Origin of the sequence: Synechococcus sp. CC9605 (genome assembly GCF_000012625.1) — a bacterium.
Lineage (GTDB): Bacteria > Cyanobacteriota > Cyanobacteriia > PCC-6307 > Cyanobiaceae > Parasynechococcus.
Genome location: NC_007516.1, coordinates 2,469,481 through 2,494,600, shown reverse-complemented (window position 1 = coordinate 2,494,600; position 25,120 = coordinate 2,469,481). Strand labels below are relative to the sequence as shown.

23 protein-coding genes are annotated in these 25,120 nt (G+C 61.3%); 7 read left to right on the top strand and 16 right to left on the bottom strand.

Going from position 1 to position 25,120, the window contains the following annotated elements:
- Nucleotides 1-255: 255 nt before the first annotated feature.
- Nucleotides 256-1,308: a phospho-N-acetylmuramoyl-pentapeptide-transferase gene (mraY, locus tag SYNCC9605_RS13325; RefSeq protein WP_011365601.1), complete on the bottom strand. Its 1,053-nt coding sequence runs from the start codon at nt 1,306-1,308 to the stop codon at nt 256-258.
- Nucleotides 1,309-1,427: 119 nt separating this feature from the next.
- Nucleotides 1,428-1,697: a DUF3134 domain-containing protein gene (locus SYNCC9605_RS13320; protein ID WP_006850710.1), complete on the bottom strand. Its 270-nt coding sequence runs from the start codon at nt 1,695-1,697 to the stop codon at nt 1,428-1,430.
- A gap of 152 nt (nt 1,698-1,849) precedes the next feature.
- On the opposite strand from SYNCC9605_RS13320, the gene SYNCC9605_RS15295 reads away from it, so the two are divergent.
- Both SYNCC9605_RS15295 and SYNCC9605_RS13315 read left to right on the top strand, forming a co-directional pair.
- A complete protein-coding gene (locus SYNCC9605_RS15295) occupies nt 1,850-1,990 on the top strand; it encodes a hypothetical protein (RefSeq protein WP_198002514.1) in 141 nt (46 codons plus the stop codon).
- Nucleotides 1,990-3,201, top strand: a complete 1,212-nt coding sequence (locus SYNCC9605_RS13315; RefSeq protein ID WP_011365599.1) for an argininosuccinate synthase — start codon at nt 1,990-1,992, stop codon at nt 3,199-3,201. Before SYNCC9605_RS15295 ends, SYNCC9605_RS13315 begins: the two co-directional genes overlap by 1 nt.
- Here SYNCC9605_RS13315 and SYNCC9605_RS13505 read toward each other — a convergent pair.
- The 4 genes from SYNCC9605_RS13505 to SYNCC9605_RS13295 all read right to left on the bottom strand — a co-directional run bounded on the left by SYNCC9605_RS13505 (nt 3,193) and on the right by SYNCC9605_RS13295 (nt 5,407).
- Nucleotides 3,193-3,405 carry a hypothetical protein gene (locus SYNCC9605_RS13505; RefSeq protein ID WP_049749509.1) on the bottom strand — a complete coding sequence of 71 codons (213 nt, stop codon included), beginning with the start codon at nt 3,403-3,405 and terminating at the stop codon, nt 3,193-3,195. The two genes, SYNCC9605_RS13315 and SYNCC9605_RS13505, sit on opposite strands and share 9 nt — an antisense overlap.
- Before the next feature lie 176 nt (nt 3,406-3,581).
- Entirely contained in the window at nt 3,582-3,956 is a 375-nt protein-coding gene (gene rpsF / locus SYNCC9605_RS13305; RefSeq protein WP_011365597.1) for a 30S ribosomal protein S6, read from the bottom strand.
- Between the two features lie 79 nt (nt 3,957-4,035).
- On the bottom strand, nt 4,036-4,548 hold the full coding sequence (locus tag SYNCC9605_RS13300; protein ID WP_011365596.1) for a Tic20 family protein: 513 nt from the start codon (nt 4,546-4,548) through the stop codon (nt 4,036-4,038).
- Nucleotides 4,538-5,407, bottom strand: a complete 870-nt coding sequence (locus tag SYNCC9605_RS13295; protein WP_011365595.1) for a shikimate dehydrogenase — start codon at nt 5,405-5,407, stop codon at nt 4,538-4,540. Before SYNCC9605_RS13295 ends, SYNCC9605_RS13300 begins: the two co-directional genes overlap by 11 nt.
- Before the next feature lie 116 nt (nt 5,408-5,523).
- Here SYNCC9605_RS13295 and dnaK point away from each other — a divergent pair, with 116 nt between their 5' ends.
- On the top strand, nt 5,524-7,437 hold the full coding sequence (gene dnaK, locus SYNCC9605_RS13290; RefSeq protein WP_011365594.1) for a molecular chaperone DnaK: 1,914 nt from the start codon (nt 5,524-5,526) through the stop codon (nt 7,435-7,437).
- A gap of 43 nt (nt 7,438-7,480) precedes the next feature.
- On the opposite strand, the gene SYNCC9605_RS13285 is transcribed toward dnaK, so the two are convergent.
- Both SYNCC9605_RS13285 and psbQ read right to left on the bottom strand, forming a co-directional pair.
- Nucleotides 7,481-8,533 (bottom strand): NAD(P)/FAD-dependent oxidoreductase, encoded by a 1,053-nt coding sequence (locus SYNCC9605_RS13285; RefSeq protein ID WP_011365593.1) that lies wholly within the window; start codon nt 8,531-8,533, stop codon nt 7,481-7,483.
- 14 nt (nt 8,534-8,547) lie between these two features.
- Nucleotides 8,548-8,997, bottom strand: a complete 450-nt coding sequence (psbQ, locus tag SYNCC9605_RS13280) for a photosystem II protein PsbQ (protein ID WP_011365592.1) — start codon at nt 8,995-8,997, stop codon at nt 8,548-8,550.
- A 74-nt stretch (nt 8,998-9,071) separates the two neighbouring features.
- On the opposite strand from psbQ, the gene purU reads away from it, so the two are divergent.
- Together purU and SYNCC9605_RS13270 are read left to right on the top strand one after the other, a co-directional pair.
- Nucleotides 9,072-9,926: a formyltetrahydrofolate deformylase gene (gene purU / locus SYNCC9605_RS13275; protein ID WP_011365591.1), complete on the top strand. Its 855-nt coding sequence runs from the start codon at nt 9,072-9,074 to the stop codon at nt 9,924-9,926.
- Nucleotides 9,923-11,200 (top strand): O-antigen ligase family protein, encoded by a 1,278-nt coding sequence (locus tag SYNCC9605_RS13270; protein ID WP_011365590.1) that lies wholly within the window; start codon nt 9,923-9,925, stop codon nt 11,198-11,200. Before purU ends, SYNCC9605_RS13270 begins: the two co-directional genes overlap by 4 nt.
- Here SYNCC9605_RS13270 and SYNCC9605_RS13265 read toward each other — a convergent pair.
- The 3 genes from SYNCC9605_RS13265 to acnB are packed head-to-tail and all read right to left on the bottom strand — an operon-like array spanning nt 11,118 to nt 16,807.
- On the bottom strand, nt 11,118-12,704 hold the full coding sequence (locus tag SYNCC9605_RS13265; protein WP_011365589.1) for a B12-binding domain-containing radical SAM protein: 1,587 nt from the start codon (nt 12,702-12,704) through the stop codon (nt 11,118-11,120). The genes SYNCC9605_RS13270 and SYNCC9605_RS13265 overlap by 83 nt on opposite strands.
- A gap of 56 nt (nt 12,705-12,760) precedes the next feature.
- Complete coding sequence (locus tag SYNCC9605_RS13260) at nt 12,761-14,206, bottom strand: ClC family H(+)/Cl(-) exchange transporter (RefSeq protein ID WP_011365588.1); 1,446 nt, start codon at nt 14,204-14,206, stop codon at nt 12,761-12,763.
- Between the two features lie 18 nt (nt 14,207-14,224).
- The gene (gene acnB / locus SYNCC9605_RS13255; protein ID WP_011365587.1) at nt 14,225-16,807 is read right to left on the bottom strand and encodes a bifunctional aconitate hydratase 2/2-methylisocitrate dehydratase; all 2,583 of its coding nucleotides are present in this window, start codon (nt 16,805-16,807) and stop codon (nt 14,225-14,227) included.
- A 96-nt stretch (nt 16,808-16,903) separates the two neighbouring features.
- On the opposite strand from acnB, the gene SYNCC9605_RS13250 reads away from it, so the two are divergent.
- Nucleotides 16,904-17,971 (top strand): 3-deoxy-7-phosphoheptulonate synthase, encoded by a 1,068-nt coding sequence (locus SYNCC9605_RS13250; protein WP_011365586.1) that lies wholly within the window; start codon nt 16,904-16,906, stop codon nt 17,969-17,971.
- A 16-nt stretch (nt 17,972-17,987) separates the two neighbouring features.
- Here SYNCC9605_RS13250 and SYNCC9605_RS13245 read toward each other — a convergent pair whose 3' ends face one another.
- The 4 genes from SYNCC9605_RS13245 to SYNCC9605_RS13230 form a co-directional block, all read right to left on the bottom strand.
- Nucleotides 17,988-18,638 carry a diacylglycerol/polyprenol kinase family protein gene (locus SYNCC9605_RS13245; protein WP_041435334.1) on the bottom strand — a complete coding sequence of 217 codons (651 nt, stop codon included), beginning with the start codon at nt 18,636-18,638 and terminating at the stop codon, nt 17,988-17,990.
- 5 nt (nt 18,639-18,643) lie between these two features.
- Nucleotides 18,644-19,630 (bottom strand): RpoD/SigA family RNA polymerase sigma factor, encoded by a 987-nt coding sequence (locus SYNCC9605_RS13240; RefSeq protein ID WP_011365584.1) that lies wholly within the window; start codon nt 19,628-19,630, stop codon nt 18,644-18,646.
- A 203-nt stretch (nt 19,631-19,833) separates the two neighbouring features.
- On the bottom strand, nt 19,834-21,972 hold the full coding sequence (gene ppk1, locus SYNCC9605_RS13235) for a polyphosphate kinase 1 (protein WP_011365583.1): 2,139 nt from the start codon (nt 21,970-21,972) through the stop codon (nt 19,834-19,836).
- A 45-nt stretch (nt 21,973-22,017) separates the two neighbouring features.
- Nucleotides 22,018-23,307, bottom strand: coding sequence for an MFS transporter (locus SYNCC9605_RS13230; RefSeq protein ID WP_049749508.1), 1,290 nt, complete (start codon nt 23,305-23,307; stop codon nt 22,018-22,020).
- On the opposite strand from SYNCC9605_RS13230, the gene SYNCC9605_RS13225 reads away from it, so the two are divergent.
- Entirely contained in the window at nt 23,306-23,773 is a 468-nt protein-coding gene (locus SYNCC9605_RS13225; protein WP_011365581.1) for a GNAT family N-acetyltransferase, read from the top strand. The genes SYNCC9605_RS13230 and SYNCC9605_RS13225 overlap by 2 nt on opposite strands.
- On the opposite strand, the gene SYNCC9605_RS13220 is transcribed toward SYNCC9605_RS13225, so the two are convergent.
- On the bottom strand, nt 23,734-24,804 hold the full coding sequence (locus SYNCC9605_RS13220; protein WP_011365580.1) for an anthranilate phosphoribosyltransferase family protein: 1,071 nt from the start codon (nt 24,802-24,804) through the stop codon (nt 23,734-23,736). The two genes, SYNCC9605_RS13225 and SYNCC9605_RS13220, sit on opposite strands and share 40 nt — an antisense overlap.
- Nucleotides 24,805-25,120: the final 316 nt, after the last annotated feature.

The window sequence follows — 25,120 nt, the reverse complement described above, 5'->3', positions numbered from 1 at the left end:
GCTTTCGTTCTGGATATCCAAAATCCACTGAGTATCGGCTATGACGTTCAGGCTTCCTTTCATTCAGAGCACTGTGTTGTGGTCACTCTAATTTCTTAAAACGTCGGTCATTTTTGTGCATCAGCGTCAATCTTTATCAGAAGGATTGACTTTGTGAGGAGTGAACAAAGTTCAATCTCATTGGTGATCTGAATCACTGCATCCTCGAGATCGCTTCGAAATGAGGTTCCACAGGATTGGATCAAAGATCAGCGTTCAGGGACGCAGCACCAGTCCGAGAAGCACAAGCCCTGCTGTGACAAGCCAGAACGCAGGCACCACGCTTTGTTCATCGGTGCCACCCAGCTCAAAATGGTGATGGAGTGGCGCCATGCGGAACACGCGTCGCCCCTGACCATCAGGACCTTTCGTGGCCTTGAACACCCAAACCTGGATGATCACAGAGAGGGATTCCGCCACGAAGACGCCTCCCATCACCAGCAGGGGCCAGAGGCTGTTGGATAACAGGGCAACACCGCTGAGGGCGGCCCCCATCGCCAGGGATCCCGTGTCGCCCATGAAGGCCCGAGCCGGGTTTCGGTTGTGCACGAGAAACCCAAGCCATGCTCCGGCCATGGCCATGCAGAAGCCAGCCAGAGCGGGATCTCCGTTGTCCCCTCGCAGCATCAGTTGAAGTGCCAGACCCGTGAACACCAGTGCTCCGCAGCCGCTGGCCAAACCATCCAGGCCATCGGTGAGGTTGGTGGCGTTGCTTTCCGCCAGAACGACAAATAGCCCCAGCGGCCAGATCATGAGTCCCAACGGCAGTTCAAGGCCAAAGGGCAAAGCAATGCTGCTGCTGATCCAGCCCTGCCAGGCGGCTATGGCCAGAAAGGCTGCGGTCGCCATGGCTTGCAGCAGCAATTTCCCTCGTGCCGTCAGGCCTGTGTTGGTGTGTTTGGTGAGGCTGCTCCAGTCATCGATGCCGCCGATCAGCATGAACGCCAGGGTCAGGACTGCCAGGCTGAGCAGTTGCTGTGACGCTACGGCGTCCCGTGTGATCAGGCTCCCGAGAACGACCCCGACAGGAACCACCAGAAGGCCCCCCATCGTTGGAGTTCCCGCCTTGCTCTGATGGGTTTTGGGACCCTCCTCACGGATGAACTGCCCCATCTTCAAGCGACGCAGAAGGGGGATTCCCACTGCTGCAGTCGCTGTTGCGCAGACTGCTGCAATCAAGAGCGGCAGGCTCAGTTGCGCATTGGTGATCCATTTGTCGGCTGCAAAGCTGGTCATCAAGACCACCAGCATCAGCAAGCTGGCAGTCAATGAGCCGTTCTCCCACCAAGGACGGTGGTTCGAATCCCTGGATTGCAAAGCGGCATTGGACTGGTCGCTGGGACCCTAGGTGAGTCGCTCAGTGGCGACCAGTCAGTGATTGGAGGACGTCAGTCCTCCCACTGCTCCTCGTTTTGCTCGTCATCCTTGTTGTAATCCTCTTTCTCACCCATGAGGGCGGAGAGCTCCTCCTCTTCGACGGTGCTCACTTCTGGTGATCCGGATTCTTCGTCGGCGACGAGACGACCGCTGGTTTCCAGCCAAGACAGCAGGTCGGGCTCCTCACGCAGGGGCAGCACGGGCGCAGGATCGCGGCGCCCGTAGCGGGTGAGGGACGGGTTGACGCTGTCCAGGGCGTTTAAATCAACCAGAGCGCTCATGCAGGGAGGGACGCGGGCCAATAAACCAAGATAGACCACGTGCTGTTTTTGGGCCGGCCCTGAATAAATCTGCGCTGCTCGTTCTTCTGTGGGGCCTGGCCCTGATCATCAGTGCTGGCCTGCATTGGTGGGGCTTGCAGCGGCCTGAACCGTTGCAGACCTCTTGGACCCTGGCGCTGTTGCTGGTCTTTGCCCCGGCTGTGGTGTTGGCTGCATGGTTGCTTGTGGCTTCCCCAAAGGTGGCGGCCGGCGAGACGAGAGAATCAGACGATTGTGATCAGGAGACCCATTGATGGGCCGCGCCAAGAAGGTGGTACTCGCCTATTCCGGGGGAGTGGATACCAGCGTCTGCATTCCGTACCTGAAGCAGGAATGGGGTGTGGAGGATGTGATCACATTTGCCGCTGACCTCGGCCAGGGCGATGAGCTGGAGCCGATTCGTCAGAAAGCGCTGGATGCCGGTGCCAGTCAGTCGCTGGTGGGAGATCTGATTGAGCCCTTCATCAAGGATTTCGCCTTTCCAGCGATTCGTGCCAACGCCCTCTACGAAGGCCGTTATCCCCTTTCCACGGCCCTCGCGAGGCCTCTGATTGCCAAGCGCCTTGTTGAGGTGGCCCGGGAGGTGGGTGCCGATGCTGTCGCCCATGGATGCACAGGCAAGGGCAACGACCAGGTGCGTTTTGATGTGGCCATCGCTGCATTGGCTCCGGATCTCAAGGTGCTCACTCCTGCCCGTGAGTGGGGCATGAGCCGCGAGGAGACCATCGCCTACGGCGAACGCTTTGGTCTGCCCGCACCGGTGAGCAAGAAGTCGCCTTATTCGATCGATCTCAATTTGCTGGGCCGAAGCATTGAGGCCGGACCCCTTGAAGACCCGATGGTGGCTCCGCCGGAGGAGGTGTTTGCCATGACGCGATCGGTGGAGGCTGCTCCGGATGCCTCCGAAGAGATCGAGATTGCTTTTGAAGCAGGCAATCCTGTGGGGATCAACGGCCAGAAGCTGGACCCTGTGGCCCTGATCCGTGAAGCCAACCGTCTGGCGGGCATCCATGGCATTGGCCGTCTCGACATGATCGAGAACCGGGTGGTGGGCATCAAATCCAGGGAGATCTACGAAACGCCTGGCCTTTTGCTGTTTATCCAGGCCCACCAGGAACTGGAAAGCCTGACCCTGGCCGCCGATGTGCTGCGCAGCAAGCGGCAATTGGAGATGCAGTGGGCCGATCTCGTCTACCAGGGCCTTTGGTTTGGTCCTCTCAAGGATGCTCTTGATGGCTTCATGGACCGCACCCAGGCCACCGTCAATGGTGTCGTTCGTCTCCGGCTGCACAAAGGAACTGCCACGGTCACCGGCCGCGGCTCAGCAGACAGCAGCCTGTACGTCCCCGAAATGGCGTCCTACGGCAGTGAGGATCAGTTCGATCACCGCGCTGCAGAGGGCTTCATTTATGTCTGGGGTCTGCCAACCCGACTCTGGTCAGCATCCCAGCGCCGCTCAAGCTGAGCGCTGCCGCTTCTGCAGAAACTTGGGAAGCCTCAGGCCCGGAAAACGCACAACGTTGTCCGGTTCTGAGCCTCCAGGCAGGGCCAGCTGAGGCCGTTCGATCTGGTCTTCATCAACCTGTTCAGCCAGCAGTTGATAGCGCTCTATCAACGGCTCGAGCCGCTGTTGGAAGCGGCTTTCAAAGACGTCAGGCAGTTCAGCCAACAGCTTGTTCTAGGCCTCGATCTCGCCTTCGAGCTCGGAAATTCTCTGTTTCAGCAACCGAATCACTTCAGCGTCGCCATGACGCTCGTTCCGAACAGGTTCGGTTGGCTGAGGTTGGTCGCGTTTCGAATCCATGGGCGGACGATATCGCCCACCCACGAATCCAACAATGCTGATCAGTCAGCTGATGCAGCGGCTTCGGCCTGTTGCTGTTGAGCAGCTTCGCTGCCCGGCATCACCCGAGGTGCGGGAAGAGGGCCTTCCTGCTTCACGGTCAGGTAGCGGATCACATCCTCGCTGAGGCGCATTGCCTTCTCGAGAACAGCGACGTGCTGGCCGTCGCCGTTGTGGCTCAGTTGCACGTAAATGCCTTCCTTGTGCTTCGCAATGGGGTAGGCAAGACGGCGCTTGCCGCGCATCTGGTTGTCCAGCACTTCAGCACCAGCTTCCACGAGCATGTCGCGGTACTTGGTGAGATGGCTTTCAACTTCTTCCTCCGGAATGTCCGGACGAAGGATGTACATGGTTTCGTAATACGGATCATGCGTCATGGGCAGCACCGAAGGGGTATCAGGCTCACCAAAGTGAGCGACGGGTTCAACACCTTATCCCCTGGCCTGTCCACGCACTTCAGTAGAGCTGCATGCGTACGGCCTGGCTGATGCCGGGAAGATCCGGTTCGCGCCCACGCCAGCACTCCACCAGGGCGAACAGAAGAATGGCCAGCACCGCCACCACGATCGTGCTGGACAGGGTGCTCACCAGCAGGCTGCCTCCGGCAATGGGTTGGAGAAGGATCCCAAACGCGAAGCCCAGCACAACGATCACGATGTCGGTGAGCAGGGCCTGCAGGGTGTTGAAGCGGAGGAAGTAGGGAACGGCTGGATTCCGCACCACCGCCAGAAACAGCACGAAGAACAGCAGCAGGCCACCGAAGGGAACCCCCCGATCCAATTGGATCAGCGGTACCGCTGGAATCGTTAAAAGCCTGAGCAGAGGGATTTGGCTGAATATGCCGTCAGCCCCCCATCCGAAGGGAATGGCGTCACTCCAGGGGAGCAGGTACACCAGCGGTGCGAGCAGCCGCTGCCAGAGGGGAATCTGCACGGTGGAGCTAGGGATTATTGTGACCTTAAGTCGCAAGAGCAGTCGCGGCGGCGCTTCGCATCGCCTCGACAGGAACATCGTCGCGTCCACTCCAGAGCCGCAGCGAGGCAGCGCCTTGCTGCACCAGCATCTCGAGGCCATCTATGCAGCGATGGCCTCGTTGTTGCCCAGCTGCAAGCCAGCTGGTGGGCCTGGGTGTGTAGATCAGGTCATAGAGAACCGCTTCGGAGCTCAGCCTGCACCAGATGTCGGCCCCCAGCGGCATCGCCTCGGGGTCGCCGTGCTGGGCCATCCCGACCGGGGTGGTGTTCACCACGAGAGCCGCTCGAGCGATGGCGTCGTTGAGCTGAACTGCGTTGTTGAGACAGGGCGTCAGGGGGGCCTTGTCCTGCTGCAGATCAGTTATGAAGGCTTGTAGTGCCTCGCTTCGCCGTCCCACAACGGTGATGCTGCTGAGGTCCAGGGTCTGCAGACCGGCGACCACCGCCCGCGCTGATCCGCCGCAGCCGATCACCACGGCATGGCGTTCTGCCCAGGTGTCGTTGGCACCGAGGGGTGCAAGAAAGCCCTCCACGTCGGTGTTGGTGCCGAACCAGCCACCGCCTTCTCCTGGAATTAGGGTGTTGACGGCACCGAGCCGTTGCGCCAACGGGCTTCGCTCCTCGCAGAGTGCGGCGATGTCTTTTTTGTGGGGGATGGTGACGTTGAGCCCCTGGCAGCCCACGGCCCTGAGGCCCTTCATCACCTGATCAAGGCTTTCGCTGTCGCAGGGCAGGGCCAGGTAGCGCCAGTTGAGCCCCATGCTTTCGAGGGCTGCGTTCTGCATCACCGGCGAGAGCGAGTGGCGCACTGGATTGCCAAGCAGGCCCACAAGGCTGGTGCCGCCGTTGATCATTGCCAGGGCCGGATCGCTTCACCAGCCTGCCTGTTCGGGAACCACACCTCGCCGGTCACCGGGTCTGCTGTGGAGGATGAGCCCATTCAAATCACCAATTCTGGAGGTGGGCACCGATGGGCAAGGTTGTCGGCATTGACCTTGGCACCACGAACAGCTGTGTTTCCGTGATGGAGGGTGGCAAGCCCACCGTGATCGCGAACGCCGAGGGCTTCCGCACGACGCCTTCCGTGGTTGCTTACACAAAGAACCAGGATCAGCTGGTGGGTCAGATCGCCAAACGTCAGGCGGTGATGAACCCAGACAACACCTTCTATTCCGTCAAGCGTTTCATCGGCCGTCGGGTTGATGAGGTGAATGAGGAGTCGAAAGAGGTGAGCTACGGCGTTGAGAAGGCCGGCTCCAACGTGAAGGTGAAGTGCCCAGTTCTCGACAAGCAATTCGCACCTGAAGAGGTTTCCGCCCAGGTGCTGCGCAAGTTGGCGGAGGACGCCGGTAAGTACCTCGGTGAAACCGTCAGCCAAGCGGTGATCACCGTTCCGGCTTATTTCAACGACTCCCAGCGCCAGGCCACCAAGGACGCCGGCAAGATCGCTGGCCTTGAGGTGCTCCGCATCATCAACGAGCCCACCGCTGCGGCTCTGGCCTACGGCCTAGACAAGAAGAGCAACGAGCGCATCCTGGTCTTCGACCTGGGTGGTGGCACCTTCGACGTCTCCGTTCTGGAAGTTGGTGACGGTGTGTTCGAGGTGTTGTCCACCGCTGGTGATACGCACCTCGGCGGTGACGACTTCGACAAGGTGATCGTGGATCACCTGGCCGAGACCTTCAAATCCAACGAAGGCATCGATCTGCGTCAGGACAAGCAGGCCCTGCAGCGCCTCACCGAAGCCGCTGAAAAAGCCAAGGTTGAGCTGTCCAACGCCACCCAGAGCGAGATCAACCTGCCGTTCATCACGGCCACGCCCGAGGGTCCCAAGCACCTGGACCTCACCCTCACCCGCGCCAAGTTTGAGGAACTCGCTTCCAAGCTGATTGACCGCTGCGCAATGCCTGTGGAGCAGGCGCTCAAGGACGCCAAGCTCTCCTCCGGCGAGCTGGACGAGATCGTGATGGTGGGTGGTTCCACCCGCATCCCGGCCGTGCTTGAACTAGTGAAGCGCATCACCGGAAAAGACCCCAACCAGACGGTGAATCCCGATGAGGTGGTGGCTGTGGGTGCTGCCATTCAGGGCGGTGTGCTGGCCGGCGAGGTGAAGGACATCCTTCTGCTCGACGTCACACCCCTCTCCCTGGGTGTGGAAACCCTTGGCGGTGTGATGACCAAAATGATCACCCGCAACACAACGGTTCCCACCAAGAAGACCGAGACCTATTCCACGGCTGTGGATGGTCAGACCAATGTGGAAATCCACGTGCTCCAGGGTGAGCGCGAGATGGCGTCCGACAACAAGTCGCTTGGAACTTTCCGTCTCGATGGCATCCCCCCGGCTCCCCGGGGCGTGCCTCAGATCGAAGTGACCTTCGACATCGACGCCAACGGCATCCTCAGCGTCACCGCCAAGGACAAGGGCAGCGGCAAGGAGCAGTCCATCTCGATCACCGGCGCGTCGACCCTCTCGGATTCCGAGGTCGACAAGATGGTGAAGGACGCCGAGGCCAACGCCAGCGCTGATAAGGAGAAGCGCGAAAAGATCGACCTCAAGAACCAGGCTGAAACCCTCGTCTACCAGGCTGAAAAGCAGATGGGCGAACTGGGCGACAAGGTCGATGCCGATGCCAAGGCCAAGCTGGAGGAGAAGCGCCTCAAGCTCAAGGAAGCCACCGAGAAGGATGACTACGACGCGATGAAGACCCTGCTGGAGGAACTGCAGCAGGAGCTCTACACCGTCGGCGCTTCCGTCTATCAGCAGGAAGGGGCTGCGGCTGGTGCTGGCGCGCCTGGCGCTGATGCCGGTGCCGGTGCCAACACCGGTGGTGGTGATGCCAGCGACGACGTCATCGACGCGGAGTTCACCGAGACCAAGTGATCGGTTGATTCAGCAACGCCTCAGGGCCCTGCGGGGCCCTTTTTTATGCCTGCTCAACGGCAGCGGCCACCCACTCGGCCGTGCCAGGACTGAGCAGAACGCCGTTGCGGTAGTGCCCACTGGCCAGGATCAATCCAGGTTCCAGCGCCTCCAGCAGAGGGGCGGGGCGATCCACGGGCCGGGCTCGTAGGCCACTCCAATGGCCAACCACCTTGGCTGAGCGCAGCCACTCCGGTGCCCGCTCGTTGAGGTTGCGCATCAGGGTTAGCGGATCCTTTGAAGCACGATCGCCCGGTTCCACGGTGGCCCCGAGCAGCAGCCGTCCGGGTGCGGTGGGAATCAAGTTGAAGCCCTGATCCACCAGCACCGAGGGCCAATGGCTCCACGTCGGCGGACCCGTTGTCAGTTCCAGTGACAGGGCCTGGCCCAACACGGGTGTCATCGGTCGGGCCTGGCCCAGGGGTTCCAGCAAGACGTCTGAGTTCAGGGCTGTGCAGAGCACCACAAGGTCGTGAACGGAGCTGTTTCCATCGGCGTGGTGCACACGCCAGTGGTTGTCGTTGCGCTCCAGACGGATCACCGCTGTGGCATTCAGCTCCACGTTTTGCTCTGCCAGCGCCTGTCGAAGGGCTTGTTGCAGCAGCAGGGGATCAATCCGACCGTCGTGGCGCGAGTACAGGCCACCGTGGCTGGCCGTCGGCCAGACCGCTGCCAGGCCGGCGTTGGTGACCATTTGCAGCCCCAGGTCAACGCGTTGGGCGGCCAGCGACTCCATCCGCTCAGCCGCTTGCTCGTCCTCGGCGATTTGCAGCAGGCCCGGATGAAGCTTGAGATCAAGCTGGTGAGCCTGCAGCGTTTCGATCCATTGCGGCCAGAGCTCCATGCTCCGGCGGCGCAACCTCCAGCCCCGTCCGCTGCTGCGGCGAAACACATGGCCCATCAGCACCCCGAGGGATGCCGATGTACCACTGAGATCCTTTGCTGATCTCTCGCGATCAACGGCCTGGTTCAGGCGAGGGTCGTAAACAGAAACATCGTGCCCTTGCTGGGCCAGATGCCAGGCGGTGCCAAGGCCGATAGCCCCGGCACCAATCACTCCAACGGAGCGGATCAGTTGAAGGCCTCAGCCGGGAGGAGATCGCTGTAGGCGTCAAAGCCGGCAGCCACGGCGCTGTAGGACTTCTGCAGGCGGCTGAAGTCCTGCAGGCGTGCTGCTTCATCCAGATCGGCCAAAGCTTCTTTCAAGGAGCGGGCCACCTTGGTGGCTTGCTTTCGCTCACTCTTGTCGAGGCGTTGATTGATGTACGACATTTCCCGGCTCACTTCCTGCATGGGGCCATGCAGGAGATTGCGGGTGAACACCCAATCCTTTGCACTCACCAGCCGGGCCAGATCAGGCAGACGGGTTTTTGCTTCTTCAAAGGCTGCGGCCTGGCGGCGGATCACGCCCAGATCGTCAGGACTGATGCCGGCAGCGTTTACAGCAGCCGGGGCCATCAGACCCAGGCTCAAAGCGACGCAGAGGCAGAACGCGGCAAGGCGGCTCAGAGCCTTCAGCATGGTGATCGAAAATTTCCTAGCGACTTTAACCAGCCCCTCCTGCGCGGGAGAATTTTGTTTTTGAAAGCGTTGTTGTGAGTGACGCCACGGTCATCCTCCAGATGATCTGCCCTGATCGTCCTGGCCTGGTCAGTGAACTGGCGGGTTGGGTGGCAGCCAATGGCGGCAGCATTCGTCATGCCGATCACCACACGGACGCGGGAGCAGGCTTGTTTCTCAGCCGCATTGAGTGGCAGCTCCAGGGATTCGGCATACCCCGGGATGTGCTTCCTGAAGCGGCTCTGGCCCTGGGACAGCGGCTGGGTGGGGAAGCGCAGCTCCACTTCTCAGATGAATTCCCCCGTGTGGCGATCTTTGCCAGCAAGCAAAGCCACTGCCTGCAGGACTTGCTCTGGCGGGTTCAAAGCGGAGAGCTGCCGATGCAGGTTCCCCTGGTGATTGCCAACCATCCGGATCTGGAACCCCTGTGTGCGTCGTTTGATGTCCCTTTCGTTTGTGTTCCGGTCAGTCGGGACACCAAGGCGGAAGCGGAGCGGCGGATGCTGCAGTTGCTGGAAGAGAACGAGGTTGAACTTGCGGTGCTGGCCAAATACATGCAGGTGCTGAGCAGTGATTTCCTCGAGCGTTTCCCCCAGGTGATCAACATTCACCATTCCTTTCTGCCTGCGTTCAAGGGCTCTCAGCCGTATCACCGGGCCTGGGACCGTGGGGTCAAGCTCATCGGCGCAACGGCCCACTACGTCACTGAAGATCTGGATGACGGCCCGATCATTGAGCAAACCACCGTTCCCGTCAGCCATCGGGACGAAGTGGAGGATCTGATCCGCAAGGGCCGTGACACGGAACGCCTTGCCTTGGCGCGGGCTCTTCGCCTGCATCTGCGCCGTCAGGTGATGGTCTATCGCGGGCGTACGGCTGTTTTTGCATGACCTCTGATCGTGGCGGTCAGGCCTTCCGGCTTGGCCTGTTTCTGCTTCCCTCCAGTGCTCTGCTCTCGGGCATCTGCCTCTTTGTGGCTTGTGTCAGCGGCAGTCGGGGCCGGGATCGGCCTATCTGGCAGGCCCGCTGGACCCAACCGTTTCTGGTTGCGGCTGTATTGATGCTGGTGGGTGCGCTGGGGGCGGAAACAGGGTCGCTGGCCTGGGCTGGGTTGGGCAATTGGTTGCCGTTGTTCTGGGCCTACTGGGCTTTTCAGCCTCATCTGGCCAGCGAACAGCAGCGCCGTCAGGCCGCTTGGATGCTGGTGGCCGGCACCTTGCCGGTGCTGCTCACTGGCCTGGGGCAAATGTTTCTGGGTTGGCAGGGACCCTGGCAACTCGGAGGCGGCGCCATCATCTGGTTCGTCGCGCCCGGTGGTCAGCCGCAAGGGCGACTCTCGGCCCTGTTTGATTACGCCAACATCGCCGGTGCCTGGCTCGGGGTGGTCTGGCCGTTGATGCTGGCGGCTGTGCTGCGGCCGGATGGTTGGTGGCGGCGTGGTGCTGCTCTGGTGCTCACGCTTTCAACGGTGCTTGCCGTTGTGCTCACCCAGTCGCGCAACGCCATGGGGGCGCTGGCCTTATCGGTTCCCTTTGTGATGGGGCCGATGCAGTGGTTCTGGTTGCTCCCCCTGCTGCTTCTCCTCGCCTCGCCGTTGTTGTTAGTGGTGCTCCCCGGTGTCCCGTCCGGATGGCGCCAACTGGCGATGGCATTGGTCCCCGAGCCGATCCTTGATCGACTGCTTGAACGGGGAGGGCCCACCGCCTGGAAACACACCCGTCTGGGGCAGTGGGGGTATGCCTTGGAGTTGGTTGCGGCCCGCCCCTGGCTGGGCTGGGGGGCAGCCGCCTTCAGCGTGCTGTACCCGATTTATGCGGCCAAGCGTTGGCATGGCCATTCCCACAATCTCCCCCTGGAGTTGGCGATCAGCCACGGCCTTCCGGTCATGCTGTTGGTTGTCGGAACGGTGCTGTTGTTGCCGGTGGTGGCTCTGCGGCGTGGAATCCTGCAGAAAGCACCCATGGAACGGGCCTGGTGGACCGCCACGCTGGTGCTGGTGGCGATGCATGCCACCGACCTGCCTTTGTTCGACAGTCGCCTCAACATTCTCGGCTGGACGCTCTTGGCGGGTTTGGCTGCTTTTAACCAGGAGGTTGGGCAGATGCCACAGCCAAGGCCTGATCGTGATGGTCCCGCAGCATCGCCGGAGCCAGGGGCCCCCTGAGGTGAGTCCAGGGGAGGGTCCGTGAAGCGTCCCATAGCTCGTGGATCACCGTGCTCCAGGGCGGCGGAGGCGGCAGATCTGGCCCTGGCATCGGCTCGAGTTCACCGTTGAGGGCAGCTCGGTAGATTTTCTTCCAGCCCCCCATGCTTTCGCGTCCCTCGCCAACGGCTGCGATCACCGGCGCCAGGCGACGGTCGCTGCGGGAAAGCAGGGCCTGAATCACGCTCCAGCCATAGCTCTCCGGGCGGAACTCGATTCCCTTCGGTTTCAACCGTTTGGCCAGACGTTTGAGGCGCTTCTCGGCTTCCGGTCGGACGCCCTCCCACTGGAAGGGGGTCTGGGCTTTGGGCACAAATGTGCTTACCCCGAGGGTGAAGCGCAGTCCAGCGGTTCCTTTCTTGAGCGCCAGGAGCAGATCCGCCGTTGCCTCCACGTCGTCATCCGATTCCGTCGGCAGGCCCACCATCCCGTAGAGCTTGAGGCCCTTGAGGCCGCCTTGTTTGGCATGGCAAGCCGCCTCATGGATGGCCTCCGTGGTGAGTTTCTTGTTCACCACTTCGCGCATCCGCTCACTGCCGCTTTCGATGGCGATGGTGAGCGAGCGGCTGCCGCGTTTGGCCAGGATCCGACCCAAGTCAGGGGTCACAGTGGCGGCCCTCACCGAGCTGACGCTGACGCGGGTGCCATCGAAACGATCCTGATCTAGCCAGTTCAGGAGATCGGTGAACTGGGGATGCTGGGTGACGGAGGCCCCCAGCAGGCCGAGGCGTTTGGTGGCTTTCAGGCCTTTCTCCACAGCCGGGATCAGGCCGTCATCCAACGACGGTGTCCGGAACGGCAGCGTCAGGTAGCTGGCCAGACAGAACCTGCACAGTTCAGGACAACTGCGCGCCACCTCCACCATGTGGATGTCGGGCCAGGCGGCCTCGGGGGTGACCACCGTTGAGTGACTCAGGGTGTTGCCGCGCCAGGTCTGTTTTTCAACCTGGGCTGGAACCGCTGGATCGATCGGTTCCACGCCAATCAGCTCCCCGTTTGGGTCGTACTGCGGGGCATAAAGCGACGGCACGTACACCCCCGGCACCTGAGCCAGCTGTCGCAGCCGCTCCGCTCGCGGTGCCTCTCGGCAGTTCTGCAGCGCATCGATGAAGGCGGGCAGCAGCAGTTCACCGTCCCCGAGCAGCACGGCATCAAAAAACGGTGCAAGGGGCTCGGGGTTGGCCGTGAGCACCGGTCCGCCGCCGAACACGATCGGGTCCTCATCCCCACGCTCCAGAGCCCAAACCGGAATCCGCTGGTTCTGCAGGAGCTCTGGCAGCACCGGTCCATCCAGTTCCCAGCTCAGGGAGAGCCCGAACAGATCGATGTGGCGCGGCATCGCATCGCCCTGATCGGTGAACAGCCGGCGCACGTCCACATCCGACCGCTGCGCAAGCGTCGCCCAGACGATCTGATAGCCGAGGCTGGTGATCCCCACGGAATAGGTGCTGGGAAAGGCCAGCACGGCCTTGAGGGCCTCGGGGTCCGGCGTGGCCGGATCGAAGAGCAGCGTTTCCTGGTTCAGCTGGGGTCTCCTGTTGGGCCTGATGGCGGGGTTGGCGGCGTGAACGGACGTCTGTAGTGGTTGAGCTTCATCGCCATCCGATCTTCAGCGTCGAGTTCCATGCCCATCTGACGTTCGTAGATCGAGTGGGGATGGAACAGTCGGGCGATCACGAAGCTGGTGAGGCAGGCCACCAGGATCGGTTTGAGGATCAGCAGATCCTTGGTGAGGGCAAAGGCCAGGAACATGGCCGAGATCGGCGTGCGGGAACAGCCGGCGACGAAGGCGCCCATCCCCGCGAACACATAAGTGGTGGGCACATGGCCGGTGAGGGCCTCCACGCCAAATCCACCGGCCAGGCCAATGGCCCCTCCGAGCGTCAGCATCGGCATGAACAGCCCCCCTGGTGCTCCCGAGCCCGCCGCCAGGCCTGTGCTGAAGAAGAGCACCACAAAGCTGGCAAGGGCAAGGCTGATGTCGGCTTTCCCGGCTCCTATCAGGTGCTTCAGTTCACTGGGGTTGTGGAAGGCATCAGGCAGGGCCGCATAGACGCAGCCCAGCACGAGCCCGCTCACGGTCATGCGCAGGATCAGTCGGTCTCCGAACCAACGGCTGCCCTGCCGCTGCATGGTGAGCACGTAGCGGGTGTAAAGCTCCGCCAGCACACCGATCACCACACCCAGAGCCACGAGATACAGCAGATCCACCGGCAGGAAGCGCACCAGGGGGGTGTACTCCCGTTCCAGTTGAAACCCGATGGTGCTGTTGAGTCCGCCGCCCCCGGGGTTGAGGCCGAGAAATCCGAGCACATCCGCCAGGGTGTCGGCCGAGAAGGTGGTGATGATCACCAGCAGTAGCACCACGGGCCTGGCGGAGTGGAGCAGCTCCTCGATCGCGTAGATGAATCCACCGATGGGAGCGCTGAACACGGCGGCAATGCCGGCACCACCACCGGCGGCCACAATCACCCTGCGAAAGGCCACCGGTGCCCGCAGCCAGCGTGACATCTGCCAGGCCACGGAGCCGCCCATCTGAACGGCGGGGCCTTCCGGGCCCAGGGGGAAGCCCGAGCCGATGGCAATGATGCCCGCCACCAGTTTCACCAGGCCCACCCGAAGCCCCATCGGAACTGACCGGTGGCGCAGGAATCCCATGATGTGGGTGATTCCGGCTCCGCCAGCGGCTGGAGAGAGGTTGGTGATCAACCAGGCCGAGACCATCCCGCCGATGGCGCCGAGGGAGGGGAGCACCACCCAGGCTGGAAACTCGTCGAGCAGATCGAGCCGCCAATCCCGCAGCAGGTTGATGCCGCTGGTGAACAGCAGGCCGGTGATGGCAGCTCCAAGGCCAGTGAGCGCCAGAGCCAGAACCACCACCAGCCAGCGGCGTTCCAACAAACTCCTGATGCTCCGGCCGGAGCCCAGGAGGTGGCGTCGTTGTTTGGGTTCGCTAATGGATTGCACAGATGAAGTGATCTGGGGTCAGGCCTGAGCCAGAACGGTTGCTTCGTCGTCAGCACTGACCACGCGCCCCTGGTCTTCAAAGCCGCTGATCTGATCGAAGTTCAGGTAGCGGTAGAGCTCATCGGAGAGGGGATCGATCTTTTCGGCCGCAATGCTGCGGTATTCCTCCGGGGTGGGGATGCGTCCTAGCTGGGCGCAGACGGCGGCCAGTTCGGCGCTGCCCAGGTACACCTGAGCCCCTTTGCCCAGGCGGTTGTTGAAGTTGCGGGTGCTGGTGGAGAAAACGGTGGTGTTGTCCTCCACGCGGGCCTGGTTGCCCATGCAGAGGGAGCAACCCGGCATCTCCATGCGGGACCCAGCGGCTTCGAAGGTGGCGTAGTAGCCCTCCTCTTTCAGGGTCTCTTCGTCCATCCGTGTTGGGGGGCAGACCCAGAGGCGCGCTGTGTTCTGGCCGGCGCCTTCAAGCACCTTGGCCGCGGCGCGGTAATGGCCGATGTTGGTCATGCAGGAGCCGATGAACACCTCCTGCACCGGGTCACCAGCCACTTCGCTGAGCAGCTTCACGTTGTCGGGGTCGTTGGGGCAGGCCACCACCGGTTCGGTGAGCTCGTCGAGGTTGATCTCCAGCACTTCCGCGTATTCAGCATCTGCGTCAGCGCTCATCAGCTGCGGGTTCGCCAGCCAGGCCTCCATCTCCTTGATCCGGCGGGCCAGGGTGCGGGCATCGCTGTAGCCGCGGGCGATCATGTTTTTGAGCAGCGCCACGTTGCTGCGCAGGTATTCGCTCACCGTGTCTTCGGAGAGCTTGATCGTGCAGCCGGCGCAGGAGCGTTCGGCGCTGGCATCGGTGAGTTCGAAGGCCTGTTCCAGCTTCAGGTCGGGCAGACCTTCGATCTCCATAATCCGGCCGTTGAACAGGTTCTTCTTGTTGGCCTTTTCAACGGTGAGCAGTCCCCGCTGGATGGCCACCCAGGGGATGGCGTTCACCACGTCCCGGAGCGTGACGCCCGGTTGCAGGGATCCGCTGAAGCGCACCAGCACCGATTCAGGCATGTCGAGTGGCATGGCGCCGATGGCGGCCGCAAAGGCCACCACCCCAGAGCCGCCTGGGAAGGAAATGCCTAGGGGGAAACGGGTGTGGCTGTCGCCGCCGGTGCCGACGGTGTCGGGCAGAAGCATCCGGTTCAGCCAGCTGTGGATGATGCCGTCACCGGGTCGAAGGGCCACGCCACCCCGCTGGGCGAAGAAGTCGGGCAGTTCGTTCTGGGTCTGCAGATCCACCGGCTTCGGATAAGCGGCGGTGTGACAGAAGCTCTGCATCACCAGGTCGGAGGAGAAGCCCAGGCAGGCCAGTTCCTTCATTTCGTCCCGCGTCATCGGGCCGGTGGTGTCCTGGGAGCCGACGGTGGTCATCAACGGTTCGCAGCTGGTGCCGGGTCGGACGCCAGCGAGACCGCAGGCCTTGCCCACCATCTTCTGCGCCAGGGTGAAACCCTTGCCGGTGTCTGCCGGCGCTGAGGGGCGGATGAACAGATCCGAAGGGCTGAGGCCAAGCTTGGCGCGCACCTTGTCGGTGAGGGCGCGGCCGATCATCAGGGGGATGCGACCGCCAGCCCGCACCTCGTCGCTGATCGTGGTGGGCTTCAGCTCGAACCGACTCACCACCTTGCCGTCCCGTTCGATCGTGCCGGCGTGGGGGCGAATGGTGATCACATCCCCGGTGTTCAGGTCGGTGACATTGCATTCGATCGGCAGAGCACCCGAGTCTTCAGCGGTGTTGAAAAAGATCGGGGCGATCTTGCCGCCAAGGATCACGCCGCCTGCCCGTTTGTTGGGCACATGGGGAATGTCATTGCCGGTGTGCCAGAGCACCGAATTGATGGCGCTCTTGCGGGAGCTGCCGGTTCCCACCACATCACCGACGTAGGCCACGGGATGGCCTTTCTCCTTCAGGCTTGCGATGGTCTTCAGGCCCTCTGGGTCCCTGGTCTCGAGCATCGCTAGGGCATGGACGGGGATGTCCGGCCGGGTAGTGGCATGGGTGGCCGGCGACAGATCGTCCGTGTTGGTTTCGCCTTCAACCTTGAACACCGTCACGGTGATGCTGTTGGAAAGTTCGGGCTTGGCGGTGAACCACTCGGCCGCGGCCCAGCTGTCCACAACCTGCTTGGCAAAGCGGTTGTCCGCCGCCAGATCCATCACTTCGTTGAACGCGTCGTACACGAGCAGCGTTCGGCTGAGTTCCTCAGCAGCACAGCCCGCCAGCGCAGCGTCGGAGTGCTTTAGCAGCTCGATCAGGGCGGCGACGTTGTATCCCCCCACCATCGTTCCCAGCAGGCGGGTGGCGTCCAGTGGTGAGACCAGGGGGCTCTTGGCGTCTCCCTGAGCCACGGCACTGAGCCAGGTGGCTTTCACATAAGCCGCTTCATCCACACCAGGGGGGATCCGTTCGCTGAGTAGGTGCACCAGGAACTCCTCCTCGCCGGCGGGAGGGTTCTGCAGCAGCTCGGTCAGTCCCTGGGTCTGCTCGGCGTTGAGCGGAAGAGCGGGAACGCCCTGGGCTTCCCGGGCGGCGGCCAGCTCGCGGTAAGCGCTCAGCATGGAGTTCTCTGTGCAGGGATGACCACCATTCTTCCGGACCGTGTCTGTTGCCAGTGAGCGGGGTGCGTAGCCTTGGTCGGAGTCTCGCGTCCAGTCATGGCCACCACCTCCGATTTGCATGTGGTGGAGACACGTCCCCTGGTGGCCCCTGCTGTGTTGCATCAGGAACTGCCCATGGACGCGGCGGCGCTCGAGACCGTGGCGTCAGCTCGCCGACGCATTCAAGACTTTCTCAGTGGCCGTGATCAGCGCTTGCTGGTGGTGGTGGGCCCTTGCTCTGTTCACGACGTCAAAGCTGCCCGGGAGTACGCCCAGCGCCTGGCTCCGATCCGCGAGCGCTTGAAGGATCAGCTCGAGGTGGTGATGCGGGTGTATTTCGAGAAGCCGCGCACCACGGTTGGTTGGAAGGGACTTATCAATGACCCCCACCTCGATAACTCCTACGACATCAACACCGGTCTGCGGCGAGCCCGAGGACTGCTGTTGGATCTCGCCCGGGAGGGGATGCCTGCTGCAACGGAACTGCTCGATCCCGTGGTTCCCCAGTACATCGCTGATTTGATCAGCTGGACTGCGATTGGCGCCAGGACGACGGAAAGTCAGACCCACCGCGAAATGGCCTCAGGGCTGTCGATGCCGATCGGCTACAAGAACAGCACCAACGGCAGCGCCACCATCGCGATCAATGCCATGCAGGCAGCGGGGAAGCCACATCACTTCCTCGGAATCAATCGCGATGGGCATGCTTCGATCGTTAGCACCACGGGCAACCCCTACGGCCACCTCGTGCTGCGGGGCGGCAGCCAGGGCAGCAATTACCACCTGGAGGCTGTGCAGGAAGCCGCAGCCGAGTTGAGCCAGGCCGGTCTGCAGGATCGACTGATGGTGGATTGCAGCCATGCCAACAGCAACAAAGACTTCCGTCGACAGGCAGACGTGCTGGCCAGCGTTGCTGAGCAGTTGCGAGGGGGCTCCAACCACGTGATGGGCGTGATGATTGAGAGCCATCTGGTGGAAGGCAACCAGAAGCTCAACGCCGACCTGACGCAGCTGACCTATGGCCAGAGCGTCACGGATGCCTGCATCAGCCTCGAGACCACCGAAACCTTGCTGGAGGATCTGGCCGCGGCCGTGGCCAGTCGCAAACAGACGGTCACCGCATGACCATCAACGCCTTGGTTCAAACCACCAGTTGACTCCACAGCACCCCCACGCTGAGGGGAACGCTGAGGTTGTCGAGACCGCCCCAGCTGAGCTGTTCCAGCCCGGTTGCCATGGCCACCATGCCAAGGGCTGCCGGCAGCGAAAGGTCAGCCCCCGACCACTGCGCCAGGCCGATCAGCACCAGGCTTGAGACAACGGCCATGGTGATCGTGCCGACGCTTGATTTGGTCTGACCAAACAGAACCCATTTCGGGGAATCGACGTTTCGGCCGATCAACCCTGCGAGGCCATCCCCCAGTGCCATCACCAGAACCCCGGCGGACACCGCATCGGCTCGGCTTGGCCAGAACAGCCAAAGCAGTGTTGTGATCGCGACGCCGTAGGCGATGGTGCCGTAGCTGTTGCGATCAACATCCTCGACGGCGGGGATGAAGCGCCATTGGTGGTTCAACGCCGTCACAAAGGTGATCAGCCCTGCTACAGGCAGGGCAACCACAAAAGGAATTTGAAAGAACCAGGCCAAAGGAACCACGGCTCCGGTTCCGATATGCACAATTTTTCGGCTCAGTTCCCGTTGGTTCGGTCGAAGGCGACTACACAACACCGCGCCTGCTGTCACCATCGCCATCCAGATCAGGATGGCGATGGGTCCGGTGAAGGAGAGCAAGTGGCTTAGGCGGCTTGTTGGTGGTTGGTCATGGCGCGCAGCTTGAGAATCGCCTTGGCCTCGAGCTGTCGAACGCGCTCACGGGACACATTGATCTGACGACCGATCTCCGCAAGGGTCAAAGGCTCTTCACCGCCGAGACCGAACCGCAACTTCAGAATCTTCTGCTCGCGTTCGTTCAGCTGCGACAACCAGCCGCCCAGATGTTCCTTCTGGATGCTGCGATCCATCCCCTCCATCGGCTCTTCACCGTTGGGATCAGGGATCAATTCGCCAAGGGTGCTGCGATCTTCTTCGCCACGGGCGTGGGCATCCAGGGATGCACAAGGTGCGCTCTGGGAGATCAGATCCTCCAGTTCCCGGGGCTCGATGCCCATGGCGCTGGCCAGTTCCAGCCGATTCGGTTGACGACCGAATCGGTGGGACAGCTCCCGTGAGATGCGACGCATCTTGGAGAGCTTTTCACTGATGTGGATCGGCAGACGAATGGTCCGGGCGCTGTTGTCGATGGCCCGCGTCATGCCTTGGCGAATCCACCAATAGGCATAGGTGGAGAATTTGTAGCCCATCGCGGGGTCGAACTTGTCGACCGCTCGCTCGAGGCCGATGGCTCCTTCCTGAACCAGATCAAGCAGCTCCAGGCCCTGGTTCTGGTATTTCTTCGCCACGCTCACCACGAGGCGGAGGTTGGCGGCCATCATCCTGTCGCGGGCCCGTTTGCCCATGCGGATCTTGTGGCGATGCCGGGAGGTCAGCTCCTCTTCCGGTAGCTCCTGAAGTTGCTTCATCGCTTGCACATGGTGTGCAAGTTCGATCTCTTCAGCTGCCGTCAGCAAGGGAATGCGTCCGATGCTGCTCAGATAAAAACCAATGGAGTCAGTGGCAAGCCGCCCTCCTTGTCGAGTCGATGGTCGACGTCCGGTGGACGGCAACGCAGGTTCTTTCCGGGACGACTGTTTTGTCGTGGCGGAAGATTCCAGAGGGATCCCCATCACCCTGGTCTCCTGAATGAATTTGGGCTGAACTTAGCACCAGGCAACAGTGTTGACTGTTTCGAATCGAAAGAATTTCAGGAGCTGAATCTTTGGGCTTTTAAAACAACTGATTTGGCTGTGATCGTGGCGGCCTCAAGTTTGTTTTTGAAGGAATGTTGTATCGGATATCACAGACGCAATCCCTTTGAAAACCAAAAGAATTACAAGGATTGGATGCCGTCGCTCCATTCCTTGACCAATTGAATCTGAGAATTGCATTTCGAGGCGTCGTTCTCGAGTTTGCGTTGCACAAATGTGCCGTCGCTCAGCATGTCCCAGGCAGCCTGGTTGTCATTCAAGTACAGCTGCAGCAGGCGTTCCAGTTTCTGGCGATGCTCGGGGTCTTCGATCGGTGTGACCGCTTCAATGCGGCGGTCGAGGTTGCGGCTCATCCAGTCGGCACTGCCGATGTACACCTCCGGTGATCCGCCGTTGGCGAACGAAAAGATTCTCGAGTGTTCCAGGAACGGGCCGATGATGCTGATCACCCGAATGTTTTCACTCAGTCCTTCACAACCGGGATAGAGGCTGCACATGCCGCGAATGATCAATTCGATCGACACTCCGGCTTGGGACGCTTCATAAAGAAGCGCAATGATTGTTGGGTCCACCAGGGAGTTCATCTTGGCTCGGATCACGGCCTCTTGGCCCTGCTGAGCATGTTCAATTTCGCGGCGGATTAACAGCTCCATCCCTTTCCGCAGGGTTACGGGGGCCACGAGCAGGCGACGAAAACTTTGCTGCTTGGAAAAACCGGTGAGGTAATTGAACAGTTCCACCAGGTCTTGACCCAGTTCCTGGTTGGCGGTGAGCAGGCCCAGGTCGGTGTAGAGCTTGGAGGTTTTGGAGTTGTAGTTTCCCGTGCCGATGTGCACGTAGCTCTGAAGCTTATCCTTCTCCTTGCGCACCACCAGAACAATCTTGGTGTGGGTTTTTAGCCCCAGCACCCCGTAGACCACATGCACTCCGGACTGTTCCAGATGCCGGGCCCATTGGATGTTGTTGTCTTCGTCAAATCGTGCTTTCAATTCCACCAAAGCCATCACCTGCTTGCCGTTTTCGGCGGCACGGATCAGTGCAGCAATGATCGGCGAGTCTTTGGAGGTGCGGTAGAGCGTCATCTTGATGCCCATCACCTGGGGATCGTCCGCTGCCTGGTTGATGAACTCTTCGACGGTTGTCGAGAAGAGGTCATAGGGATGGTGCAGAAGAATGTCCTGACTGCGAATCACCGAGAAGATCGATCTGAACTCATCCGGCTTGATCGCTCCCTCGTCCAGCAGGTGTTGCTGACTGCGGGCAAGCACCGTCGGTGTCTGGCCTCCGTGGCTTTGGGCCTTGAGTTTCGGCAGCGGTAGTGCGGTCAGGCTGAGTAGGTCGTCCAGGCCCAGGGGGCCATCGATCACGTAGAGGTCTTCCTCTTCAACGTTGAGTCCTGTCATCAGCATTTCCACCACGTCCTGAGGCATTTCGTTGGGCACCTCGAGGCGCACCACCTCACCGCCCATGCGTCGCTTTCGCAGTCCCTGTTCAAGGGCCAGCATCAGGTCATCGGCTTCCAGATCCCTCAGCTCCAGATCCGCATCCCGCGTCACGCGGAAGAAGTAGTGCCCCTCAATCGTCATGCCAGGGAACAGCTCTTTCAGGTTGAAGGCGATCACCTGCTCGAGGGCGATGGCGGTGTGAACGGGTTTGTGCTCCTGGCCGCAAAGATTCGATGGGATGGCGATGAAGCGAGGCAGATTTTTCTGGGGAACTTTGACCCGGGCAAATTGCCTTTGCCCTGTTTCCGGATCAACAACCACGGCCGCAACGTTGAGGCTCAGGTTGCTGACGAAGGGAAACGGATGGGCGGGGTCCACAGCCAGGGGTGTGAGCACCGGAAACACCGAGTTCTGGAAGGTGTCGTCAACCCACTGGCGTTGGTCGTCGTTCAGCTGTTTGTAATCGAGCAGCTCAACCTTGTGTTCCAGCAGCTTCGGCCTCAGGTGCTGGCGGTAATGCACCTGTTGCCCGCGCAGCAGGGGAATCAGCCGTTCCCGGATCGCCAGCAGTTGTTCCAAGGGCGATTTGCCATCCTCACTTGGCTTGCTGACGCCCGCCTCCACCTGAGACTTCAGTGACGCCACGCGAACCATGAAGAATTCGTCGAGGTTGTTGCTGAAGATGGCGCTGAACTTGGCTTGATCGAGCAGAGGTGTGCGCGAATCCAGGGCCTGGGCCAGCACCCTTTCGTTGAAGGCGATCCAGCTCAGCTCCCGGTTGATGTAATGCTCCGGGGCTAAGGCTGCTGCGCACATGGGCTGAACGGCTTGGCGCTGGTGTCGTTAGCCGAAACGTAGCAATCAGGACTGGCTGGGTTGTGTGTCGGAGATGTCCGGCAGTGGGCTGCCGGCTACCAGGCCGATCACCATCAGCAGCACGGTTGCCGCAGCCGCAAACGGGCTCACTGGACCCAGCAGGTCGTAGCTCAATCCCGCCAGGGGAGGGCCGAGAAAACTGCCCAAACTCTGCAGGGCCTGAAGGCTGCCGAGGGCGCTGCCTTGCCCCTCCCGTCCCAGGCGCCGTGACACCAGGCTGCGAAGGCTTGGTGTGACCAAGCCGGTGCCCAGGGCCAAGATGCCGACGGCGGTGAAGATGACGCCGGCGCGATCGGATGCGCCGACGCTGGGGATCAGCAGGCATCCAATGATCACCAGGCCCAGGCCCAGCAAGGTCAGACGCCATTCACCAAACCGTTTCACCAGGGGCCCGATCAGCCCTCCTTGCACCACGGTGGCGACGACCCCCACCACGAGGAAGGCGGTGGTGGCCAGCTCAGGGCCCCAGCCGAAGTGTTGCTTGAAATAGAGCACCAGGATGGCGGTGAAGCCGTTGAAGGCCAGGAAGAAGAGGAAAAAAGCTCCGCACAGTCGCCCCACGCTGGGGTTCATCAGCACCTGGCTCAGCCGTGCAAACGGATTGAGGTCGCGTTTTCTGGGCAGGTTTTTGCGGGACTCCTGGGGATGGGTTTCCGGCAGCAGATTGAGCACCACCAAGAGGTTGAGTGCAGCGAAACCTGTCGCCACCCAAACGGGAAGGGACACGGCCACCCGGGCCAGTTGCCCGCCAACGAAGGGGCCGAGGATGAACCCCAAGCCAAAGGCCACGCCGATCAAGCCAAAGGCACGGGCTCGCTTGTCGGGAGGAGTGATGTCGGCGAGCACGGCGCTGGCTGTTGCTGCCGTACCGCCACTGATGCCGTCAATGATCCGTGCTGTGAATAGCAACAGCAGGGGCAGCAGGCTTTGGCGGGGCCAAGGCAGTGAAACCGTCACGGCAAACAGGCCGAGCCCCACGACGGATCCTGCGACGCAGATGCTGATCACGGGGCGGCGGCCGAAGCGATCACTGAGCGCTCCGATCAAGGGCGTGACCAGGAACTGCGCCAGGGCATAGCTTCCGGCCAACAGACCCAGGGTTCGCCCGTCTGGGGCGAACTGGGCCAGGAGAAAGGGCAACAGCGGAAAAACAATGCTTTCGCTGAGCCGGTCGTTGAGCAGCGTGAGAAACGCGCTGAGCAGTGTGGGAATCCGAGGACGCTGCAAGCTTGCTGCCACGCAGGAGAGACTCACATTCCCACAGGCGGCTGCCATGGCTTTGCGTCCGATCGCTCCGGAGGATCAACCGCTGTTGCGGGAGATCTATGCCGATGCGATCGAATCGCAGGCTCCCCTCCTGTATTCAGAAGAACAAGTCAGGGCCTGGGCGGCTCTGGCCTGGTTGCCCGGCGTGCTCGACGAAAGTTTTCGGGAGGGCTCGGGATGGTTGACCACCGATGGTTCAGCGTTTGCGATCCGGCATCCCGAAGACCGCCTGTCGCTGCTCTACTGCCGTGGTTGTGCATCGAGGCGGGGCCATGGCAGTGCCCTTCTGAACCAGATTGAGGCGGATGCGCTGGCGTCCAGTGTTCGGCAACTGCGAACGGAGGCCAGTCAGTTCAGCCGACCGTTGCTCGAGCGTCGTGGCTGGGAGGTGGAGGCGCCGGAAACGATCCTGATCGGAGGCGTTCCGTTCGAGCGCTATCGGATGGTTAAGCTGCTCCGCCAGGTGCAGAGTTGATCGAGCATGGCTTGGGCCTGGCCCGTCTCCAGAACCGACGCTGCCCGTTGAATGCCCTCCTCCAGGGATTCACTGCAACCGGAGAACCACAGATAAGTGCCGGCGTTCCAGCGCAGGGCGTCGCAGAGAGGGCCTTTGTTCTGCAGGGCGTTGCGTGCCTGATCGGCCCAGGTGTTGTCGTCAGCCCATTCCACGTCGGCGTCGTGACAGCCGTGGTCACGGGGGTGCAGGATCAACCGCTCCGCTTTGCCGTTCCGCACTCGGGCCGTGATGCAGGCGCGTCCGATGGGCAGGTCGGTGCCTCCCTCCAACCCCTTCACGGTGAGAACATCGGTTTCGCCGGCTTGCTTCAGGGCTTCCCAGGCGCGGGCTTCTGTTGGTGGGTGGACAAAGCCACTTACAAGGAGGTGCTCGCCTTGGTGGGGTGTCCAGAGCAGTTCCAGGCTGGCAACCGGGGGACGCTTGCCCAGTTCCTCGCGGTAGCCGATCAGGGTTTCCGCAATGGGGAAGTGATCCGGCTGGTGAATCAGAGCGAAGCCGTTCTGCTGGAACCCGTCTGCAACGGCGCTGATCGGCAGACCTGTGAGGTCGAGATCAAGAAGGCGGAACAGATCAACAGCGGTGACGCCGTATTTGATAGGCATCCGGTCACCGCCCTGCAGAACCACCGGCTGACCACAGGCCAGCAGCACCAGCGCGGTGAGCGGGTAAATCGGTGCAGTACGCGTGCGCCCGTCGTAGGGCATGCCGAAGCACAACGGTGCTCGACTGTCAGCGGTGGATTGCAGCACCGGGCCATGGGCTCGGTAGGTGTCGAGCATGCCCGTGAGTTCCTGGGGTTCAGGTCGTCGGATGCGATGGGCAATCAGGAAGGCGCCGATCTGTGCCGGGGTCGCTTCGCCCTGCAGCATCAGCTCCATGGCGTCAGCCGCCTCATCGCGACTCATGCCTTTGCTGGTGTGTTCCCCGCTTCCCACCTTGCGTAGGTGCTGCTTAAAGCGTTCGCGGCCGGAGAGAACTGCGCTCGTCAAAGGTCCGGCATTAAGATGTGTGCAGTTTTCAGGAGCGACTGACCCATTAGATGTAGTGGTTGCTGCAATGAGCTCAGTGCTTTGTATAGACAGTACTGCCAGCATGTCATACTTTTCACATCATAGGTGATGTGTTCCATCGAGGCGGTAAATACGCTCTAGCAATAATTGGAATTTGCGGTTAGAGAAAAATTGTGATTGCTGCAAGTCTGGCAACTACAGGAAAATTTGTTTATGGCCATCTATCTTTGGAAAAATTTCAATTCTAGAACCTGCCTGTTAATATTCTCCTCGCCTCGAAACGGAGTTCGATTTT

Bases quoted from the DNA above. Each gene is read 5' to 3' on its own strand.
- psbQ (WP_011365592.1), bottom strand. From the start codon at position 8,997: ATGCTGAAGGCTCTGAGCCGCCTTGCCGCGTTCTGCCTCTGCGTCGCT.
- dnaK (WP_011365594.1), top strand. From the start codon at position 5,524: ATGGGCAAGGTTGTCGGCATTGACCTTGGCACCACGAACAGCTGTGTT.
- SYNCC9605_RS13295 (WP_011365595.1), bottom strand. From the start codon at position 5,407: ATGATCAACGGCGGCACCAGCCTTGTGGGCCTGCTTGGCAATCCAGTG.
- SYNCC9605_RS13240 (WP_011365584.1), bottom strand. From the start codon at position 19,630: ATGGGGATCCCTCTGGAATCTTCCGCCACGACAAAACAGTCGTCCCGG.
- SYNCC9605_RS13270 (WP_011365590.1), top strand. From the start codon at position 9,923: ATGACCTCTGATCGTGGCGGTCAGGCCTTCCGGCTTGGCCTGTTTCTG.
- SYNCC9605_RS13230 (WP_049749508.1), bottom strand. From the start codon at position 23,307: ATGGCAGCCGCCTGTGGGAATGTGAGTCTCTCCTGCGTGGCAGCAAGC.
- rpsF (WP_011365597.1), bottom strand. From the start codon at position 3,956: ATGACGCATGATCCGTATTACGAAACCATGTACATCCTTCGTCCGGAC.
- ppk1 (WP_011365583.1), bottom strand. From the start codon at position 21,972: ATGTGCGCAGCAGCCTTAGCCCCGGAGCATTACATCAACCGGGAGCTG.
- acnB (WP_011365587.1), bottom strand. From the start codon at position 16,807: ATGCTGAGCGCTTACCGCGAGCTGGCCGCCGCCCGGGAAGCCCAGGGC.
- SYNCC9605_RS13225 (WP_011365581.1), top strand. From the start codon at position 23,306: ATGGCTTTGCGTCCGATCGCTCCGGAGGATCAACCGCTGTTGCGGGAG.
- SYNCC9605_RS13250 (WP_011365586.1), top strand. From the start codon at position 16,904: ATGGCCACCACCTCCGATTTGCATGTGGTGGAGACACGTCCCCTGGTG.
- SYNCC9605_RS13315 (WP_011365599.1), top strand. From the start codon at position 1,990: ATGGGCCGCGCCAAGAAGGTGGTACTCGCCTATTCCGGGGGAGTGGAT.
- SYNCC9605_RS13320 (WP_006850710.1), bottom strand. From the start codon at position 1,697: ATGAGCGCTCTGGTTGATTTAAACGCCCTGGACAGCGTCAACCCGTCC.